The sequence below is a fragment of the Mesorhizobium sp. RCC_202 genome, assembly GCF_041355295.1.
Taxonomy (GTDB): Bacteria; Pseudomonadota; Alphaproteobacteria; order Rhizobiales; family Rhizobiaceae; genus Mesorhizobium.
Window position 1 is genome coordinate 844398 of the sequence record NZ_JBFUPO010000001.1, and the last position, 19506, is coordinate 863903.

Consider the following 19506-nt stretch of genomic DNA (forward strand, 5'->3'; position numbering starts at 1 on the left):
TCCGACGTACTGCTCTGCTAAGGGCACGCACCCCTCTTCGTTGTTTTGACGCAATTCCGGACGGAAAACCGCTTCACATTTTGCCTGGAATTGCTCTAATGCGAGCCTTGCCCGTGACCCACGACCTCGACGACCGCATGCATTTCGCCATGGACCTGGCACGACGCGCCGGCGAGCTCGGACTGAAATATTTTCGCGATCTCGACAATCTGACCATCGAAGGCAAGGGCCATCAGGACCTGGTCTCCGACGGCGACCGCGAGGTCGAGCTGTTCATCCGCGCGGCGATCGCGCAGGCTTATCCGGATGACGGCATCGTCGGCGAGGAGCATGCTGCGGTGACCGGCAAGACCGGTCATGTCTGGGTGATCGACCCGATCGACGGCACCGCCAATTTCGTGCGCGGCATTCCGGCCTGGTGCGTGGTGATCGCCTGCGCCAGGGATGGCGAGACAGTGGTCGGCGTCATCCACGAGCCGTCGACCGACGAGACCTTCCATGGACGCCTGGGCGGCGGCGCCTTCGTCAATGGCAAGCCGATCCGGGTGAGCGGCGTCGCCTCGCTTTCCGAAGGCTCGGTCGGCACCGGGCTTTCGAACCGGGCATCGACGGAGCATGTCGCGGTGCTGATCAGCAATATCATGGCCGAAGGCGGCGTCTTCTACCGCAACGCGTCAGGCGCGCTGATGCTCGCCTATGCCGCCGCCGGCCGGCTGCTCGGCTATATCGAAGAGCACATGAACGCCTGGGATTGCCTGGCCGGCATGCTGCTGGTCGAGGAAGCCGGCGGCATGGTTCTCAAGGCCGACCCGAAGACCGTGCTTGCCCAGGGAACACAAGTCATAGCGGGCGGAAAAGACATCTTTCCAAAGCTCCAGGCACTCTGCGCGCAGGCGTTCAGGCCTTGATCCGGGTGGCTGCGACGTTTTTGCCCGGGCCGAATTCAGCGAATTCGGCCGTTTCAAGCGATAAATCGGCTGCGATATGCACGATTTAGGCGTTTTCCCCACAGTGAACAGGGATCGCGGGCAGCTTGCGCAGAATGCTTGCGCCCCGTGCTGCCTGTTCTTATATACGCGCCAAGCCGTCCGCCCCCGAAAAGCGGGGAGCGTGGCGGTATTTCTAGTGAACAGGGGCTTTCGTTGGAACGCCTTTTCAGGGTCCTGAGAGCCTGCTTAGAGGAGAGACCAGAACAATGGCAAAAGTAATCGGTATCGATCTCGGCACCACAAATTCCTGCATCGCCATCATGGATGGCAAGGATCCCAAGGTGATCGAGAATGCGGAAGGCGCGCGCACGACGCCTTCCATCGTCGCCATCAGTGGCGACGGCGAACGTCTCGTCGGCCAGCCGGCCAAGCGCCAGGCTGTCACCAATCCGGAAAACACCATCTTCGCGGTCAAGCGCCTGATCGGCCGCCGCTATGACGATCCGGTGACGGAGAAGGACAAGAAGCTTGTCCCCTACAAGATCGTCAAGGGCGACAATGGCGACGCCTGGGTCGAGGCCGGCGGCAAGAATCAGTCGCCCAGCCAGATCTCGGCCATGATCCTGCAGAAGATGAAGGAAACGGCGGAAGCCTATCTCGGCGAAAAGGTCGAGAAGGCCGTCATCACCGTTCCGGCCTATTTCAACGACGCCCAGCGCCAGGCGACCAAGGACGCCGGCAAGATCGCCGGCCTCGAAGTGCTTCGCATCATCAACGAGCCGACGGCGGCGGCGCTTGCCTATGGGCTTGAGAAGAAAGAAGGCAAGACCATCGCCGTCTATGACCTTGGCGGCGGCACCTTCGACATCTCCGTGCTCGAAATCGGCGACGGCGTGTTCGAGGTGAAGTCGACCAATGGCGACACCTTCCTCGGCGGCGAGGACTTCGACATGCGCCTGGTCGAGTATCTGGCGGCCGAGTTCAAGAAGGAACAGGGCATCGACCTGAAGAACGACAAACTCGCTCTGCAGCGTCTAAAGGAAGCGGCCGAGAAGGCCAAGATCGAGCTGTCGTCGACGACGCAGACCGAGATCAACCTGCCCTTCATCACCGCCGACGCAACCGGGCCGAAGCACCTGACGATGAAGCTGACCCGGGCCAAGTTCGAGAGCCTGGTCGACGACCTCGTGCAGCGCACCATCGAGCCCTGCAAGGCGGCGCTCAAGGATGCCGGCCTCAAGGCAGCCGAGATCGACGAAGTGGTCCTGGTTGGCGGCATGACCCGCATGCCCAAGATCCAGGAGATCGTGAAGCAGTTCTTCGGCAAGGAGCCGCACAAGGGCGTCAACCCGGATGAAGTCGTCGCTCTCGGCGCCGCCATCCAGGCCGGCGTGCTGCAAGGCGACGTCAAGGACGTGCTGTTGCTCGACGTGACGCCGCTGTCGCTCGGCATCGAGACGCTGGGTGGCGTGTTCACCCGCCTGATCGAGCGCAACACGACGATCCCGACCAAGAAGAGCCAGGTGTTCTCGACCGCCGAGGATTCGCAGAGCGCGGTGACCATCCGCGTCTTCCAGGGCGAGCGCGAGATGGCCGCCGACAACAAGATGCTCGGCCAGTTCGACCTGGTCGGCATCCCGCCGGCGCCGCGCGGCGTGCCGCAGATCGAGGTCACCTTCGACATCGACGCCAACGGCATCGTCAACGTCTCGGCCAAGGACAAGGGCACCGGCAAGGAGCACCAGATCCGCATCCAGGCTTCCGGCGGTCTGTCGGACGCCGACATCGAGAAGATGGTGAAGGACGCCGAGGCCAATGCCGAGACGGACAAGAAGCGCCGCGCCCTCGTCGAAGCCCGCAACCAGGCCGAGGCGCTGGTCCATTCGTCCGAGAAGTCGCTGAAAGACTATGGCGACAAGGTCTCGGAGGCTGACCGCACCGCGATCGCCGACGCCATTGCCGCGCTGAAGACTGCTACCGAGGGCGACGACGCGGCCGATATCGAGGCCAAGTCGCAGTCGCTCGCCGAAGCTTCGATGAAGCTTGGCCAGGCCATGTACGAAGCCTCGCAGAAGGAAGCGGCCGAAGCCGACGCCAAGGCGGACGCGGCCAAGGATTCGGACGTGGTCGATGCCGACTTCGAGGAAATCGACGAAGACGACGACAAGAAGAAGTCGGCTTAAGCCGGCTGACGGCAGATAAAGCGAAAAGCCCGGCGCAAGGCCGGGCTTTTTTGCAACCTTAGCCAAAAAAGTGACGGAAAAACACGCGGTGAGTTCGGCTCGCCACTAGTATCCGGACAACATCGCTCCTAAATCGAACCAGTGCCGGCGAACGACGCCAACAATGCTTGAAGACATTGAGCATCCGGACAGCGGGAAAAAATGAAAGCTGATTTCTACGAAACGCTGGGCGTGCAAAAAGGCGCCGACGAGAAGGAACTCAAGAGCGCTTTCCGCAAGCTCGCCATGCAGTTCCATCCCGACCGCAACCCCGGCGACAATGCCTGCGAGCACAAGTTCAAGGAAATCAACGAAGCTTACGAGACGCTGAAGGACCCGCAGAAGCGCGCCGCCTACGACCGTTTCGGCCACGCCGCCTTCGAGCAGGGCGGCATGAATGGCGCGGCCCATGGTTTTGGCGCCGGTGGCTTCGCCGACATCTTCGAGGATATTTTCGGCGACATGATGGGCGGCCGCCAGCGCCGCTCGTCAGGCGGCCGCGAGCGCGGCGCCGACCTGCGCTACAATATGGAAATCACGCTCGAGGAAGCCTTTGCCGGCAAGACGGCGCAGATCCATGTGCCGGCTTCGATTTCATGCTCTGAATGCTCCGGCAGCGGCGCCAAGCCCGGCACGCAGCCGGTGACCTGCTCGATGTGCCATGGCCACGGCAAGGTGCGGGCGACGCAAGGCTTCTTCTCGATCGAACGCACCTGCCCGCAATGCCAGGGCCGCGGCCAGACGATCAAGGACCCCTGCCCGAAATGCGCTGGGCAGGGCCGCGTCACCGAGGAGCGCTCGCTGTCGGTCAACATCCCGGCCGGTATCGAGGATGGCACCCGCATCCGGCTTGCCAATGAGGGTGAGGCCGGCCTGCGCGGCGGTCCGTCCGGCGATCTCTACATCTTCCTGGCTGTCAAGCCGCACGAATTCTTCCAGCGCGACGGCGCCGATCTTTACTGCAAGGTGCCGATCTCGATGACAACCGCCGCCCTGGGCGGGTCGTTCGAGGTCACCACGCTTGATGGCTCGCAGACCAAGGTGAAGGTGACCGAAGGCACGCAGAACGGCCGCCAGTTCCGGCTGAAAGGCAAGGGCATGCCGGTGCTGCGCCAGCCCAATATCGGCGACCTCTACATCCAGACCGCAGTCGAGACACCGCAGAACCTGACGCGGCGCCAGCGCGAGCTGCTGGAAGAATTCGAGCAGCTGTCATCCAAGGACAATTCACCCCAGTCGAGCGGCTTTTTCGCCCGGATGAAGGACTTTTTCGAGTCGTTCGGCGAGCGCTGATCGCTGTATTTCTATCTTGCGACCGGTGTCGGAACGGGCGCTTCCCGAGCGTCATCAACATCTTATGCCAGGTCGACGCCTTGCCTTGTCCCAGGTAGCTGCTAAGTAGCAGGTCGGGGCGCAGCATTGAGGAGAGCTCGCGATGGCACGTGGTCCCGGATTGCGCAAAGCGCTGGCGGAAAAGTTCGACGACGAGCTGAAGTTCTTCAAAGGCTGGATCGACAAGCCAAAGACGGTCGGTTCGATCGTTCCGACCAGTTCCATCACCGCCCGCAAGATGGCTTCCATCGTCAACCCACGGTCGGGCCTGCCGGTGCTTGAAGTCGGGCCCGGCACCGGCGTCATCACCCGCGCTATTCTCGCCTTGGGCGTGAAGCCGGAAAATCTTTACGCGGTCGAGTATTCAACGGATTTCGTGCGCCATTTGCGCGGCCTCTATCCCGGCGTCAATGTCATCGAGGGCGACGCCTTCAATCTCAACGCCACGCTCGGCGAGAAGCGCGACATGGTGTTCGATTCGGTTGTCTCCGGCGTGCCGCTGCTCAATTTCCCGGTCGCCCAGCGCATCGCTTATATCGAAAGCCTGCTCGACCGCATCCCCGCGGGGCGGCCGATCGTGCAATTGACCTATGGGCCGCTGTCGCCGATCCCGGCCGGCCGCGGCGACTATACGGTCGAGCATTTCGATTTCATCTTCCGCAACATCCCGCCGACGCAATTGTGGATCTACCGGCGCGCAGCGCATTAGATTGAGAGGGGAGTAAGGCAGTAGGGGAGTAGGGGAGTTGGAATGGAAAAGCTCCATGCCCCTGAATACCCCTACTGCCTTATTCCCTTATTCCCTTATTCCCTTATTCCCTTATTCCCTTACTCCCTTATCCAGCCGTTGATTTGAACGCCCCTTGGCTGTACCTGTCCCGGAACAAGGGTGGCCGATGGCAGTGATCCCGAAAATCCTCATCTTCGCCGGCTCGGTGCGCAGCGGCGCCTTCAGCGGCAAGACGGCCGACGTGGCGCAGAAGGAACTCGCCATGCAGGGCGCCGAGGTGACGCGCATCTCGCTCGGTGACTATCCGCTGCCGATCATGGACGAAGACCTGGAAAAGGAAAAAGGCGTTCCGGAGAACGCCGTCAAGCTCGGTCGGATGATCGCCGCGCATGACGGAATCATGATCGCGACGCCCGAATACAATGGCTCGATCCCGCCGCTGCTCAAGAACACGATCGACTGGGCAAGCCGCGTGCGCCTGGATGGCGGACGATCGTTCAGGCCGCTCAACGGCAAGGTCGCCGGCCTCTGCTCATCTTCCAACGGACCCTTCGCCGGCATACGCTGCATCAACCATCTGCGCGCCGTGCTGGTGCGCTGCCAGATGGAGGTGGTGACGCCGGAATGCTCGGTGCCCGAAGGCGGCAATGCCTTTGACGACGGTGGAAATTTCAGGGACGAACGACTGATCAGATCGATGGAGCATCTATGCCGCACGCTAATCGAAACCTCGCGTTTGAAGTCGACCAGGATCGGCGCATGAATCAGCCGCCGGAGATGCGCGCCAAGTCGATGCGCGACAGGTTGATCGTCGGCCTCGACGTGCCGACGCTGAAGGACGCCGAGCAGGCGGTGCGCGAGCTCGAAAGCGTCGTCTCTTTCTACAAGATCGGCTACCAGCTGGCTTTCGCCGGCGGTCTCGACTTCGCCCGCGAGCTTGCCAGCGGCGGGACCAAGATTTTCCTCGACATGAAGCTGCTCGACATCGACCACACGGTGGCCAAGGGTGTCGAGAACATCGTGCGCATGGGCATGACCATGCTGACCATCCACGCCTATCCCAAGGCGATGCGGGCCGCGGTGGAGTCTGCCAAAGGCAGCGATCTCTGCCTGCTTGCGGTCAGTGTGCTGACGTCGATGGACGAGCAGGACATGATCGACGCCGGCTATGAATATGATCCGCACACGCTGGTGCTGAGGCGCGCCGAACAGGCGCTGCACGCCGGTATGGGCGGCGTTGTCTGTTCAGCCGAGGAGGCGGAAGCGGTACGCCGCATCGTCGGACCTGACATGGCGGTGGTCACGCCGGGAATACGGCCTACCGGCAGCGATCATGGCGACCAGAAGCGCGTGGTGACCCCCGGCCAGGCGATCCGTAACGGCTCCAGCCACCTCGTCGTCGGCCGCCCCGTCGTGGCGGCGCCGGACCGGCGTGCCGCCGCCGAGGCGATCCTGGCCGAAATGCAATCCGCCTGAGGACCTCGTTCGGGCGACACAAGCAGGAGAAAAAGAATGCCGAAGGGATATTGGATCGCCCGGGTCGATGTGCGCGATCCGGAAGGCTACAAGGAGTATGTCGCGGCCTCGAAGCCGGCTTTCGAGCGCTTCGGCGCGAAGTTTTTGGCGCGCGGCGGTCCGCATGAGGCCGCCGAGGGACCGGGCCGAGCCCGCAATGTCATCATCGAATTCGAATCGCTCGCCGCGGCGCATGACTGCTACCATTCGCCGGAATACCAGCGCGCCGTTGCCATCCGCCAGAAAGTGGCCGACGGCGAGATCGTGCTGGTCGAGGGCGCCTGAACGCGTTGGAGCGCTTCACCGTTTCACGGAAAACGGGAAGGCGCGTGGCGAGCCCGCTCTAACCAAAGAACCGACTGGCCGCCGTCTCGGCCATAGCATCGGCGAGTTCCATGCCCCATTGCTTTCGGCAGTAATCGCGAAAATCGAAACAGGGCAGGCCGGGGCAGACTTCGAACTCGATGAGGTGGACGGTATCGTCGGGCTCGACCCTGAAATCGACGGAAAAGACGTCCCTCAGGCCAAGGCCGGTTATCAGTTTTTGCGCGATGGCGCGGATCTTGCGGTCGGCGTTCGGCTGCCTGGCCGCGACCGGCTCAAGTTCCGGCTCGACATAGGTGCCCGCATCCTTCGCCGCCTGGCCGGTGTCGCCATAGAGCGCCATCGAGTCGGCCATGGTCTGGAAATCGCCGCCGGAATCGACAAAGAAGATGCCCAAAGCCTCGATGCCGGCTTCCGGCTTGAGCCCGAGGAAACTGGCACGCACGTTGCGGCCGGCGACATAGGGCTGGACGACGACATCGTCGCGATAATGGGCAAAGACGCGCCGGCTAAGCTCCCGCGCGTGGCCGAGATCGCTGATGCGCGAATCCGACCAGATGCCGATCTTGGCGCCGAGCCGGTTGGGCTTGACGAACCAGCCGGCCGAAGACGCCGGCGGCTCGACCAGCCATTCGCCATTGCGCGCCAGGCCGGCCTGCGGCGCCGGCAGGCCGAGCGCGCCAAGTACGGCGCCCGAGCGGAGCTTGTCCTGGCAGAGCGCAAACAGCGCATCGTCGGCGCCGATGGTGCGCAGCCCGTTCAGCCGCGCCAGCGCGGGTGCCGCGCCGCCACGGAAATAGGCAACACCATCGGTCAGCGTCCAGACCAGCGTCGTTTCGGGATCGGCTTTCGCCAGCACCGGCACGGCATCGTCGAGTTCGACAGGTTTGAAAGTGAAGCCGCGCTTTTCGCCGGCTGCGCCAAGCCGGCTGAACTCGGGCGCGAGATCGGTCGATTGCGCCAGGTAGGACGAGATTTCCAAAGCGCGATCCGTCGGATGGCCGTCGGCGATCAGCCGTTCAAAACAGGCGTTTTCCGGCTCGTAGACAAGGACCAGCGTCGGCGTGTTATGCGGCATCGAAGGCTCCAGACGACATCAGGGAGCAGCATCGCATAGCGGGCGCCATCGGCTTGCGGGAAACCGACCGGCCCGGGCGGTTGCGCGACAGCTCAGGCGATCAGCACGCGCGGCTCGAAGCGGCCCCGGACCGGGATGTCGAGCAGGAAGGTCATGCCGGCCTGGGGATCGAGCTTGCGCTGCTTGTCGTCCTTGCCTTTCCAGGCCGATGTCACCGCCAACCGATCGGCCTTTTCGCCGACAAAAGCCGGGCAGGAAGCCTGCGTCACCGGCATCGCTATCTCGCGCAGCAGCGTGCCGTCGGGCGCATAGGCTTTGATCGCCCTGCCGCCCCAGACGGCGTTCCACAGCACGCCGTCGCGATCGACGACGGAGCCGTCGACATAGCCCTTCGATGAACGGTGATCGACGAACACTTTCGGCTCACCGGTCGGCAGCCCCGTCGCCGGGTCGCAGGCCGTCCGCATCAGAAGGCCGGTCGCGGTGTCGGTGTAGTAGGCGATCGTGCCATCCTGCGAGAAACAGATCGAGTTGGAAACGGTGATGTCGGAAAACAGCCGGCGCAATTCCCCCTTGAAGAACCAGTAGATCGAGCCGGCGCCCTTCTCCTCGCCCTTGCCCATCGTGCCGGTCCAGAAGGCGCCGCACGGATGAACGCGGGAATCGTTGGAGCGCGTGAGCGGATTGTCGGCCTCGATCGGCGTGTGCAGCGTCAGCTTGCCGGTTGCGACGTCGCGGACCTGCAAGCCCTTCTCGGTGGCGATGAGCTGGCGCTTGTCGTCGATGACGGCAATGGCGCTGGCCATGACGCCGAGGTCATGCACCTTCAGCGCGCCGGCAAGCGGCTTTTCCAGGAGCTTGCCGTTGACGATGTCGAACCAGAACAGCGTGTCGATGCCGGGGTCGTAGCTCGGCCCCTCGCCGAGTTCGCAGATGTGGTCGGAAAAAACCGAAACGCCGTCCATCACTGTCCTCCGAAGGCTTCATCCCAGGCGCCGACGGCGGCGCGGGCGCGCTGGCTGACGTCCTCTACCGAAGCGCCCGGCTTGTAGAGGCTCGATCCCAGGCCGAAGACGCTGACGCCGACCGCCTTATAGCCGGCAAAGTCCTTGTCGGAGACGCCACCCACCGCGCCGATCAGCGTCGTTGCCGGCAGCACGGCGCGAATGGCCGCGATGCCGCTCGATCCGAGAACGCTTGCCGGGAAGAATTTCAACGCCGACGCGCCAAGCCGGATCGCCTGGAACGCCTCGGTGGGCGTGAACACGCCGGGCATGGTGACCATGCCGTGATGCATCGCGCGGTCCATGACGTCGGCGTCGATGTTGGGGCTGACCAGCAGGCGTCCACCGGCCTTGTGCAAAGCGTCGACATCGGCCGCCGTCAGCACCGTACCGGCGCCGACCAGCGCGGTCTTGGGGAGCGCCTCGACGATGCCGGCGATCGAGGAAAACGGTTCCGGTGAATTGAGCGGCACCTCGATCGCCTCGATGCCGGCATCGTAAAGCGCATGACCAATCGCCACCGCTTCGGTGGGCTTCAGTCCGCGCAGGATGGCGACGAGGCCGCGCTTCAATTTCGGGAAACGTGCAGTCTGCGTCATGCCGCGGCTCCAATCATGCCGTTCTCGCGCGCTGCCTCGACGAGACCGGCGCGCACCGCTTCATCGGCGTCGACGGTGCGGAAAGCAAGGCCGGCGAGGCCGAGCGCTTCGCCATAAAGGGTCGCCAACGCGCCCGAAGCGATCAGCACCAGAGGCTCATCACTTACGCCATAGCGGCGCTTCGCCGAAGCGATTTCGCCGCCGATCAGGAGCCCTGACAGGCATGCTGCTGCATCCTCGGCCTTCAGGTCCTGCAAGAGACCGGCGGCGCGGATGGCAAACAGTTTCGAGCTGATATCGCCGCCCTCGCCCAGCGCTTGGCTGCACCATTGCCGGAAGAACGGGCTGTCGGCCGTGACGGTCGCCGGATGTTCGCCGAGCGAATGTTTCAGGATCGAATGGGCGGAAAGCACCGAGAACAGCTCGCCGGTCGGCCAGGTGCCGAAACCTTCGACCGCGCCGTTCTCGACCGCGACCCATTTCGAATGCGTGCCCGGCATGCAGACGAGATGACGTCCCTTAGCCGGCAAACCGGCGCCAGCGAGCTGCGTTTCCTCGCCACGCATGACATCCGGCGCGTCGGCAAGGCGCTGGGCAAGGCCCGGCACGATGCGGATGTCGCGGCTCGAGTTCGCGATGCGGGCGGCGCCGCGCAAAATGGCGCCGATCGGCGCCGGCACGGTGACGTAAGACGCTTCGATCCAGCCCTGGCGGGAGCCGGCCATGCCGCAGATGATCACCGGCAGCGCGTCCGGCGCGCCCATGGCGGCCAAATGGCCCTCCAGCACGTTCGAAAACCCTTTTTCGCGCGCGGTGATCAGGCCGTCGTCGCCGCGGCGTTCGGCCAGCAACTTGCCGGCGCCGTCTAGCAGCCATGCCCTGAGCCGCGTCGTGCCCCAGTCGAGCGCCGCAACCGCAGGGGCGCCGCTCACAGGAAACCTCCGTCGACGATCAGCATCTGGGCGGTGAGCATGCGCGAGGCGTCCGATGCCAGGAACAGCACCGTGCCCACCATATCGTCGGCTTGCATGACCTCCTTGATGCACTGTTTGGCGACATGGGCGGCGAGGCCCTGGTCGGTCACCCAGAGCTCGCGCTGGCGGTCGGTGATGACCCAACCGGGCGCTACCGCGTTGACGCGGATACGGTCGGCGCCGAGTTTGCCGGCAAGGCCTTTCGTGAGGCCAAGGATACCGGCCTTGGCGGCGGTATAGGCCGGCATACCAGGGTGGTTGATCAGATAGGAGGTGGAGGTGAAGTTGATGATCGAGCCGCCGCCGGCGCGCTTCATGCCGGGCGCCACGGCCTGCGCGGTGAAGAAATGCGGTCGCAAATTGATCGCCAGACTGTTGTCCCAATACTCGACCGTGACGTCTTCCACGGCATGGCGGTCGTCGAGCGCGGCATTGTTGATCAGCACGGTCACATCGCTATGCGCTTGCGCCGCCTTGGCGACAGCAGCACGCAGTGCCTCGATGTCGCGAAGATCAGCCTTGAGGTAGAGCGGACGCCGGCCAAGCTCTTTTTCAAGGCGGTCGGCAAGGGCGGTGCTCGGCTGCTCGGCGATGTCGATGAAAGCGACCTTGGCGCCCTGGCGCAGAAAGCCTTCCGTCAACGCGGCGCCGATGCCGGAACCGCCACCGGTGATAAGCACCGAGGCGCCGTCGAGGTCGGCAAAACGCGCCGATGGCATCATCTTCTCTTTCTCCCTGCCTTAAGAGCATTTCACCGTTTCACAGAAACGGCGAACCGCTCTATCTCCTTGTTTTCACGCAATTCCGGACGGAAAACCGATCACACTTTTCCTGGAATTGCTCTAGTCGGCGCGCATCCTATCCAGACAAAACGCGAGGGCAAGGGGAGAAACGCGGGATTTCCGACATTATGTCCGACAAATGATCGGTGCCGCCAAAGCGGCGCCGGCAGGTCGGCCGACCCTCGACAGCGCGGTCAGATCGCCTTGGCGTGCAGCGCGCCGCGATAGGAATCGCGCAGGTAGCCGAGCGTGGCGTCGGCATCGACCGGCTTGCCGAACAGATAGCCCTGCCCGCCGGCGCAGCCGAACTGGACCAGGCGGTCGGCCTGGGCCTCATCCTCGATGCCTTCGGCGACGACATCCATGCCGAGTCCCTCGCACATGGCCAGGATGGCGCGGATGATGTGTTCCGACGGCCGGTCGTCAAGGATAGAGGAGACGAAGGCCCGATCGATCTTGAGCTTATCGAAATGGAATTCGCGAAGACGGCCGAGCGAAGACTGTCCAGTGCCGAAATCGTCGAGCGAAACGCGGATGCCGACGCGGCGCAGATCCTCGACGATCTTCTCGGCCGAGGCCGGATCGTTCATCAGGCCGGTCTCGGTGATCTCGATCTCCAGCCGGCGCGGATCGAAACCGGTGCGGTCGAGAATCGCCAATATATGCAGGCCGGTGTTCTGGTCGACGAGCTGCGAAGGCGACAGGTTGAAGGACAGGAACAGCTCCTTCGGCCAGCTGCGCGCCGCTTCGGTGGCCTTGCGCAGCACCAGCTGCGACAACGGGCCGATGATGCCGCGTTCCTCGGCGATCGGGATGAAGACGGATGGCGGCACGACGCCGAGATCGCGGTCGGTCCAGCGCGCCAGCGTCTCGAAGCCGATGGTGCGACGGCTGTTCAAATCGACGATGGGCTGGAAATGCGGCTCGACCTCGCCGGCCGAGACGGCGCGGCGCAGCGCCTGCTCGATGCGGGTGACGCGCTTGGCGGCTTCCTCCATCTCGCGGGTGTAGACGACAACGCGGCCGCGGCCCGAACGCTTGGCGTGGTAGAGCGCGGTTTCGGCCTTGTTGATGAGGATCTCGGTGGTTTCGTCGCCGGAATAAAACAGCGAGCAGCCAACCGAGGCGGAAAGCCTGGCGGTACGCTCGCCGACATCGTAAGGCGCCGACAGGATCTCGATCAGCATGCGTGATTTCTCGGCCGCCTGATCTTCGGAGAACACCATCGGGTACAGGAAGGCGAATTCGTCGGCGCCGATGCGGCAGACGGTGGAGTGGCCGTCCATCGAGGCGCGCAGCCGCATCGCCACCTGGATCAGGATGTCGTCGCCCGCCTTGTGGCCGAAGAGGTCGTTGATCGGCTTGAAGCCGTCGAGGTCGAGGATGCCGACCGTGAAGGGCGCGGGATCGTCGGCGCGATCGCTGATCAGGCGATCGACCTTGTCGTAGAAGCGACGATGGTTGCCAAGTCCGGTCAACGAATCGGTGAAGGCCAGATCCGTATTTTCCTTGCCTGGCTGCCCAGTGCCAAACGTCGTTTGCATCATGTCCCTGTCTGATGTCGGTATTTGCGGTCAGACTGGCAGCAAAGCGTTTAGGAAACGTATCGGAAAATCGATTTTTCCATGATCGGAACGGCTATGCGCCCGGTAGAAGCGGCTTCATCTTCACGCAAGATGGCAGATCGCTATTGATACTCGATTATACGCAACTTCTAATGTGCGAAACGCTTTGTTTGCCAATCACAAATATGTTCCAGACCGGAAAATGAATAACCAGTTCGGGGCCGGGTATGAGTGTGATGGCGATCGAGAAAAAGATACTGAACGCGGCGCACGACCGGGCCGTGTTTCAACGCCGCATCCGGGTTCTCTCCGAACATATCGGCGCCGTGCTGGGCGCCGAGGGCACCGTTCTCGACCTCGGCTGCGGAGATGGTTCCCTCGCGAAGGCGGTGATGGACAGGAAACCAGGGCTGAATTTTCGCGGGATCGATGTTTTTCTCCGTCCGCGCACAGCCATCCCCGTGGAGATTTTCGACGGCACGACGATACCGGCGGCTTCCGGATCGTTCGACTGGGTGACCATCGTCGACGTTCTCCACCATACCGACAATCCCGGCCATCTTGTCGCCGAGGCCGCCAGGGTCGCCCGCAAGGGCGTCGTCATCAAGGACCATCTGCGCGACGGGCCCTTGGCCTACAGCACGCTCAGGTTCATGGACTGGGTGGGAAACAGGGGCCACGACGTAAGGCTGCCCTACAACTATCTGTCCAAGCGGGAATGGAATGCGATTTTCGATCAGGTGGGGCTCAAGGCCCAGGCCTGGCGCGAGAACCTGGCGCTTTATCCGTTCCCGGCGAACCTTTTGTTCGACAGGGGCCTGCACTTCGTCGCGGCGCTTCGATGAGCGGCTGGCAGCGATCGAAGCTTCACACGGCTTTCTGATCGTCGCGAAACACCCAGACCGATGAAAGCACATAGCTCGCCGCGCCCGCGGCGAGCGTGATGACGGCTGACATGACCAGCGGCGGCGCGGAAAATACCGACACGGCGACATGGGCGGACAGACCCGCAAACAGCGCGCAGACCAGTTGGGTGGCGAGATAGCGCGGAAAGGCGCGGCCATGGCCGTGCCGTCCTTCGAAGGTCCAGCTGCGCTGTGCCGAATAGGCCATGACGAACGCCAGCAGATAGGCGATGACGCTGCCGGCAAACGGTGGCACCCCGGCCGAAACCAGGGCCCACGACAACACAAAAAACATCAGCGCCGCGCCAATGCCGACCACGGCGAACCGGACAAATCGCGCCGTGGCCAATTTTCGCGCAAGCCCGTTCATTTTTCGGCAGATAGGACCGACTCGGCCGGCCGCCCGGCCTGGGCTGCTTTCAGCCGCTTTACCGGGATCTCGAGAACACCCAGCAAGAAGGCCGAGAAGAACGATTGCAGTGAAATAACGATCAGGCTGAGTCCCAGCACGACAATGCGCGGAATTTCGGGATCCTGCAAAGGACCGAAGCCACGGCTCGCCCAACACCACAGCGCGTAGCCGAAAAACAGCGCGCCGCCGGCGAAGCAGATGCCGGCATTGCCGGCCAGACGGTCGGTGCTGAGCGTGCTGGTCAGCCAGTCCGATCGTTTGTTGCGCGGCAGGATGCCGGTTATCTCGGCGTAATAACGCGAAATGGCGCCGAACGTGATGAGCTGGACGCCAACGACGACCATGAAGCAGGCGGCGACGAATGTGTTGATGTCGAGCGACAAATTGTCGATCACCTGCAGCGGTCCCAGCAACAGCAGCGTCACCAGCGACGCGCCAAGGCTGAGCAAGACCGTGCCGGGGATGAAGAACATCCAGCGCGGGTTGTGCACCAGCAGGAATTTCAGATGACGCCAGCCGTCCCGCCAGGTCCGCAGATGCGGCGCACGGCTGCGGCCATCGGGCTTCAGCGTGGTCGGGACTTCCTCGATGCGGAGGTCGGCAAGGGCGCTGCGAACCACCATCTCGCTGGCGAATTCCATGCCGCTCGTCTGCAGGTCGAGCGCCCTGATGCGCTCGGCGTTGAAGCCGCGCAGGCCGCAGTGGAAGTCGCCCGTCTTGATGCGAAAGAACAGGCGGCCGATGAAGCTCAGCACCGGATTGCCGAGATAGCGGTGGAGGGCAGGCATGGCGCCAGGCTCGATGCCCCCCTGGAAACGGTTGCCCATGACCAGATCCGCGCCGTCGCGCAGGCGCGAGACGAAGGCCTCGAGCGCGCCGAAATCATAACTGTCGTCCGCATCGCCCATGATGATGTAGCGGCCGCCGGCGGCATTGATGCCACCGAGAAGTGCCGCGCCGTAACCTTTCTGCGGCACCGGCACGACGCGGGCGCCGTTTTCGGCCGCGATCTGCTGCGAGCCGTCCGTGCTGCCATTGTCGGCGATCAGCACCTCACCGGCGATACGCGCCCTGTCGAGGAACGCCTTGGCCTTGCGGATACAGGTCGCCAGCGTCTCGGCCTCATTGAGGCACGGCATGAGGATGGTGAGTTCGAGTTCCTCGGCCGCGGCGGTGCGGATGGCGGTGACGGCGTTCATGGTCATTGTTCCATCGATGACTTCCGTCCGGCGTCGTCCGGCGGGCGGCACTCGACGGTCACCGTTGCATGGCAAGGCTTAAGAAAACGATGACGCGCAGCATCATCTTGTCTCCAACTCATGGTTTAGGAGCTTGCGGTGGCCTGACAGCAATCTTCAAAATGTGGCGATTGGCAGGAGCCGCCGAGTTCCGTATATCGACGGCACACAGGATCGCCGGAGACCGCAAATGCCGCTCAGAATAGCCGTCCAGATGGATCACGTCTCCACCGTGTCGATCGCCGGCGACACCTCGTTTGCGCTGTCGCTGGAGGCGCAGCGGCGCGGCCACAAGCTTTTCCACTACACGCCCGACCGGTTGTCGATGCTGGGTGGCAAGGTGTTCGCGCGCGTCGAGGCGATGCAGGTGCGCGACGAGAAGGGCAACCATTTCTCGCTCGGCGAGACGGTGCGCACCGATCTCTCGGAAATGGACGTGATCCTGCTTCGTCAGGACCCGCCCTTCGACATGAATTACATCACCACCACGCATATATTGGAGCGCATCCACCCGAAGACGCTGGTGGTCAACGACCCGGCCTGGGTGCGCAACAGCCCTGAGAAGATCTTCGTCACCGAGTTTCCCGACCTGATGCCGGAGACGCTGATCACCAAGGACCCGCAGGAGGTCGCTGCGTTCCGCAAGGCGTTCGGCGATATCATCGTCAAGCCGCTCTACGGCAATGGCGGCGCCGGCATCTTCCATCTCAAGGAGGATGACCGCAACCTCGCCTCGCTGCTCGAAATGTTCGGCCAGCTGTCGCGCGAGCCCTATATCGTGCAGCGCTACCTGAAGGACGTGCGCAAGGGCGACAAGCGCATCATCCTGATCGACGGCGAGCCGGTCGGCGCCATCAACCGCGTGCCGGCCGACCACGATTCCCGCTCCAACATGCATGTCGGCGGCCGCGCCGAGAAAACAGAGCTTACCGAGCGCGAGCGCGAAATCTGCGCCCGCATCGGCCCGGCCCTGAAAGAGCGCGGCTTCATCCTGGTCGGCATCGATGTGATCGGCGACTACATGACCGAGATCAACGTCACCTCGCCGACCGGCGTGCGCGAGGTGCAGCGCTTCGGCGGCGCGGATATCGCGGCCCTGTTCTGGGACGCGGTGGAAGGGAAGCGGCGCTAGCGGGTATGGACGCACTCCCTGATGCGCAATATGGATAGGGCCTGCCGTGGCGCCCGCAGGTTCGCCGCGTTGCCGAGGCAGGCGATGACGACGTTCGTTCAATGACGCTGCACGGGCGGGTTGGCCTTTCGATTTTGCCGCCGCGCCCGTAAAAGTGTCGATATCGGGGAACCTGATTATGACCGACAACAAGCCGGCCGCAGACGTTACCAAGGATTGGCAAGCAACGCAGGGTCAGAAGTCCTCCGCAGCGCGGCTGCGCCTTTTCGCCGTGCTGTGTTGGATCGTGGCCATTGGCGGCGAGATCGCCGGGATCGTTCTGCTCTACCAGCACAAGTTCGACCATGGCAACCTGCCGCTGCTGATCGGCATTCTGGTGGGAATCGCGATTTTCGCAATCGCCGGTAACTTGCTGTGGAAAGCAGCCAACCGGCACGACCCGGCAAGCGCATCCGACACGGCAAGGTTCTTCTTCCAAAACCAGCTCGGCGCGATCATCACGCTGATCGCCTTCCTCCCGTTGGTCCTCCTTATCCTCACCGACAAGAACATGGACCCGCGGACCAAGAAGGTTGCCGGCGGCGTCGGTGCTGTGCTGGCGGTGCTGGCGACGGTGATGGGGGTCAGCTTCAAGCCCCCGTCGGTCGAGCAGTACACCCAGGACATGAATGCGTGCGCGACCCAGATCAGGGCCGGGCAGCCAACCACGGCCTGTTCGCCCGAGGTCGCCGCCCAGGCGCAGGAGATCGCCACGGACACTGCCGCGGTGACAGCGGCGACGAAGGACGCGAGCCACCCCGCCGGTCAGGATATCGTGTACTGGATCGCCCCGGAAAACGGAGCCGCGAAGTCCTCGGAGCCGCATGTTTTCCACCTCTGCGCAGCCGTGAGTCCGCTGAAGGACAAGACCGTCAACAGCGGCTCCGTGACGGAGGCCTACGCACAAAACGCCATTCGCATCACGAAGCAGATCGATATGGAACAGAAACAGTGCGGGTTCTCTGGCACGCAATGAGCCCACCCGCGTTGCATCGCGCCTGGGCCCTTCAACGATCCGGCCTGGGTGCGCAACGGCCTGGACATTCGCCTCGGGCCGTATCATTTGTTCCTGTAATGTTCTTGCCTAAGCCGTAAATCTGTGGTTGTCTGAGCCGAGCCCACTCGCGGATTGATCGTAGAACCACGCGCGGGCCGGCATCGGGGGCTTGTTAAACATGGTGGCGCGGGTTCGCACGGTGGCATTCCAGGGCATCGAGGCCGTGCCCGTCGATGTCCAGGTGATGATCGCGCCGGGCAAGGTCGGCATGCAGATCGTCGGCCTGCCGGACAAGGCGGTCGCGGAAAGCCGTGAACGCGTGCAGGCAGCGCTGCATGCGTCGGGCCTGTCGATGCCGTCGAAGAAGGTCACGGTCAACCTGGCGCCGGCGGACCTGCCGAAGGAAGGCAGCCATTACGACCTGCCGATCGCGCTCGGCCTGATGGCAGCCCTTGGCGCCATTCCGGGCGATATGCTGGCCGGCTATGTCGTGCTCGGTGAACTGTCGCTCGATGGCATGACCGCGGCGGTTGCCGGAGCTCTGCCGGCGGCGATCGGCGCCAATGCCGAAGGCAAGGGGCTGATCTGCCCCTTTGCCTGCGGGCCGGAAGCGGCCTGGGCGGGTAAGGACTTCGATATTCTGGCGCCGCGCAGCCTGATTGCCATCGCCAACCATTTCCGCGGCACGCAGGTGCTGTCGCGGCCGGAGGCCGGCATCCAGGTCGCGGCGCGCGACCTGCCGGACCTCGCCGACATCAAGGGCCAGGAGAGCGCGAAGCGGGCGCTGGAAGTGGCGGCGGCCGGCGGCCACAACCTGCTGATGGTCGGCCCGCCAGGTGCCGGTAAATCGATGCTGGCGCAGCGCCTGCCTTCAATCCTGCCGCCGCTGGCGCCGAAGGAGCTGCTCGAAGTGTCGATGATCGCTTCCGTCGCCGGCGAGCTCGGCGAGGGCAAGCTGACCGACCGGCGGCCGTTCCGCGCGCCGCACCATTCGGCCTCGATGGCGGCGATGGTCGGCGGCGGCATACGCGCACGACCAGGCGAAGTCTCGCTCGCCCATAATGGCGTTCTCTTCCTCGACGAATTCCCGGAATTCGCGCCGCAGACGCTGGACGCGCTGCGCCAGCCGCTGGAAACCGGCGACTGCATGATTGCGCGCGCCAACCACCGTGTCACCTATCCGGCGCGCATCCAGCTGGTGGCGGCGATGAACCCGTGCCGCTGCGGCATGTCGGGAGAGCCGGGCTATCGCTGCCTGCGCGGCGACCGCTGCCGCACCGATTACCAGGCGCGCATCTCCGGCCCATTGCTCGACCGCATCGACCTTCGCATCGAAGTGCCGGCGGTTTCGGCAAGCGACCTGATCCGGCCGGACAAGGCCGAAATCAGTGCGGCTGTGGCGCAGCGCGTGGCGCGGGCGCGGGCCATGCAGCGCGAACGGCTGGAGAAGCTCGGCGCCGCGGCTACCACCAACGCGCATTGCCCGCCGTCGATCATCGAGGCGATCGCCAGGCCGGATTCGGCCGGGCTGACGCTGCTCAAGGACGCCAGCGAGAAACTCGGTTTTTCGGCGCGGGCCTATCACCGCGTGCTGAAAGTGGCGCGCACGCTGGCCGACCTCGACGCCAGCGAGACGGTCGGCCGTATCCATCTGGCCGAAGCGATCTCCTACCGGATGAGCGCGGAGCGGATGGCGCAGGCGGCGTAGCTGCGAAAAGACGCCGCAAGC

Annotated in this window: 19 protein-coding genes; 11 read left to right on the forward strand and 8 right to left on the reverse strand. The window is 63.8% G+C overall.

The window, feature by feature from the left end; all coding sequences use genetic code 11:
• Positions 1-113: 113 nt before the first annotated feature.
• The 7 genes from AB6802_RS03975 (at position 114) to AB6802_RS04005 (ending at position 7013) form a co-directional block, all read left to right on the forward strand.
• A complete protein-coding gene (locus AB6802_RS03975) occupies positions 114-908 on the forward strand; it encodes an inositol monophosphatase family protein (protein WP_371008781.1) in 795 nt (264 codons plus the stop codon).
• A 287-nt stretch (positions 909-1195) separates the two neighbouring features.
• On the forward strand, positions 1196-3112 hold the full coding sequence (gene dnaK, locus AB6802_RS03980; protein ID WP_371008706.1) for a molecular chaperone DnaK: 1917 nt from the start codon (positions 1196-1198) through the stop codon (positions 3110-3112).
• 201 nt (positions 3113-3313) lie between these two features.
• Complete coding sequence (dnaJ, locus tag AB6802_RS03985) at positions 3314-4444, forward strand: molecular chaperone DnaJ (RefSeq protein WP_371008707.1); 1131 nt, start codon at positions 3314-3316, stop codon at positions 4442-4444.
• A gap of 142 nt (positions 4445-4586) precedes the next feature.
• Entirely contained in the window at positions 4587-5192 is a 606-nt protein-coding gene (gene pmtA / locus AB6802_RS03990; RefSeq protein WP_371008709.1) for a phospholipid N-methyltransferase PmtA, read from the forward strand.
• A 187-nt stretch (positions 5193-5379) separates the two neighbouring features.
• Complete coding sequence (locus tag AB6802_RS03995) at positions 5380-5976, forward strand: NADPH-dependent FMN reductase (protein ID WP_371008710.1); 597 nt, start codon at positions 5380-5382, stop codon at positions 5974-5976.
• Between the two features lie 14 nt (positions 5977-5990).
• On the forward strand, positions 5991-6689 hold the full coding sequence (gene pyrF, locus AB6802_RS04000) for an orotidine-5'-phosphate decarboxylase (protein WP_371008782.1): 699 nt from the start codon (positions 5991-5993) through the stop codon (positions 6687-6689).
• Positions 6690-6725: 36 nt separating this feature from the next.
• Positions 6726-7013, forward strand: a complete 288-nt coding sequence (locus AB6802_RS04005) for a DUF1330 domain-containing protein (protein ID WP_371008711.1) — start codon at positions 6726-6728, stop codon at positions 7011-7013.
• Positions 7014-7071: 58 nt separating this feature from the next.
• On the opposite strand, the gene AB6802_RS04010 is transcribed toward AB6802_RS04005, so the two are convergent.
• The 6 genes from AB6802_RS04010 to AB6802_RS04035 form a co-directional block, all read right to left on the reverse strand.
• Positions 7072-8130, reverse strand: a complete 1059-nt coding sequence (locus AB6802_RS04010) for a D-alanine:D-lactate ligase-like protein (protein ID WP_371008712.1) — start codon at positions 8128-8130, stop codon at positions 7072-7074.
• A gap of 92 nt (positions 8131-8222) precedes the next feature.
• Complete coding sequence (locus AB6802_RS04015; protein WP_371008713.1) at positions 8223-9095, reverse strand: SMP-30/gluconolactonase/LRE family protein; 873 nt, start codon at positions 9093-9095, stop codon at positions 8223-8225.
• On the reverse strand, positions 9095-9733 hold the full coding sequence (locus AB6802_RS04020) for a 2-dehydro-3-deoxy-6-phosphogalactonate aldolase (RefSeq protein ID WP_371008714.1): 639 nt from the start codon (positions 9731-9733) through the stop codon (positions 9095-9097). Before AB6802_RS04020 ends, AB6802_RS04015 begins: the two co-directional genes overlap by 1 nt.
• The gene (locus AB6802_RS04025) at positions 9730-10665 is read right to left on the reverse strand and encodes a 2-dehydro-3-deoxygalactonokinase (protein ID WP_371008715.1); all 936 of its coding nucleotides are present in this window, start codon (positions 10663-10665) and stop codon (positions 9730-9732) included. Before AB6802_RS04025 ends, AB6802_RS04020 begins: the two co-directional genes overlap by 4 nt.
• Positions 10662-11429, reverse strand: a complete 768-nt coding sequence (locus AB6802_RS04030) for an SDR family NAD(P)-dependent oxidoreductase (protein ID WP_371008717.1) — start codon at positions 11427-11429, stop codon at positions 10662-10664. The genes AB6802_RS04025 and AB6802_RS04030 overlap by 4 nt, the downstream gene beginning before the upstream one ends.
• A 254-nt stretch (positions 11430-11683) precedes the next feature.
• Positions 11684-13033: a putative bifunctional diguanylate cyclase/phosphodiesterase gene (locus tag AB6802_RS04035; RefSeq protein WP_371008783.1), complete on the reverse strand. Its 1350-nt coding sequence runs from the start codon at positions 13031-13033 to the stop codon at positions 11684-11686.
• A gap of 257 nt (positions 13034-13290) precedes the next feature.
• On the opposite strand from AB6802_RS04035, the gene AB6802_RS04040 reads away from it, so the two are divergent.
• A complete protein-coding gene (locus AB6802_RS04040; RefSeq protein ID WP_371008785.1) occupies positions 13291-13899 on the forward strand; it encodes a class I SAM-dependent methyltransferase in 609 nt (202 codons plus the stop codon).
• A 22-nt stretch (positions 13900-13921) separates the two neighbouring features.
• Here the strand turns inward: AB6802_RS04040 and AB6802_RS04045 are convergent, their stop codons facing one another.
• Complete coding sequence (locus tag AB6802_RS04045) at positions 13922-14329, reverse strand: GtrA family protein (RefSeq protein WP_371008718.1); 408 nt, start codon at positions 14327-14329, stop codon at positions 13922-13924.
• Positions 14326-15570, reverse strand: coding sequence for a glycosyltransferase family 2 protein (locus AB6802_RS04050; protein ID WP_371008719.1), 1245 nt, complete (start codon positions 15568-15570; stop codon positions 14326-14328). The genes AB6802_RS04045 and AB6802_RS04050 overlap by 4 nt, the downstream gene beginning before the upstream one ends.
• Positions 15571-15799: 229 nt before the next feature.
• Between AB6802_RS04050 and gshB the strand changes: the two genes are divergently transcribed.
• The 3 genes from gshB to AB6802_RS04065 all read left to right on the forward strand — a co-directional run bounded on the left by gshB (position 15800) and on the right by AB6802_RS04065 (position 19485).
• The gene (gene gshB / locus AB6802_RS04055) at positions 15800-16741 is read left to right on the forward strand and encodes a glutathione synthase (protein ID WP_371008720.1); all 942 of its coding nucleotides are present in this window, start codon (positions 15800-15802) and stop codon (positions 16739-16741) included.
• Positions 16742-16919: 178 nt separating this feature from the next.
• Positions 16920-17756, forward strand: coding sequence for a hypothetical protein (locus AB6802_RS04060; RefSeq protein WP_371008721.1), 837 nt, complete (start codon positions 16920-16922; stop codon positions 17754-17756).
• A gap of 199 nt (positions 17757-17955) precedes the next feature.
• The gene (locus AB6802_RS04065) at positions 17956-19485 is read left to right on the forward strand and encodes a YifB family Mg chelatase-like AAA ATPase (protein ID WP_371008722.1); all 1530 of its coding nucleotides are present in this window, start codon (positions 17956-17958) and stop codon (positions 19483-19485) included.
• The last annotated feature ends 21 nt before the right edge of the window (positions 19486-19506 follow it).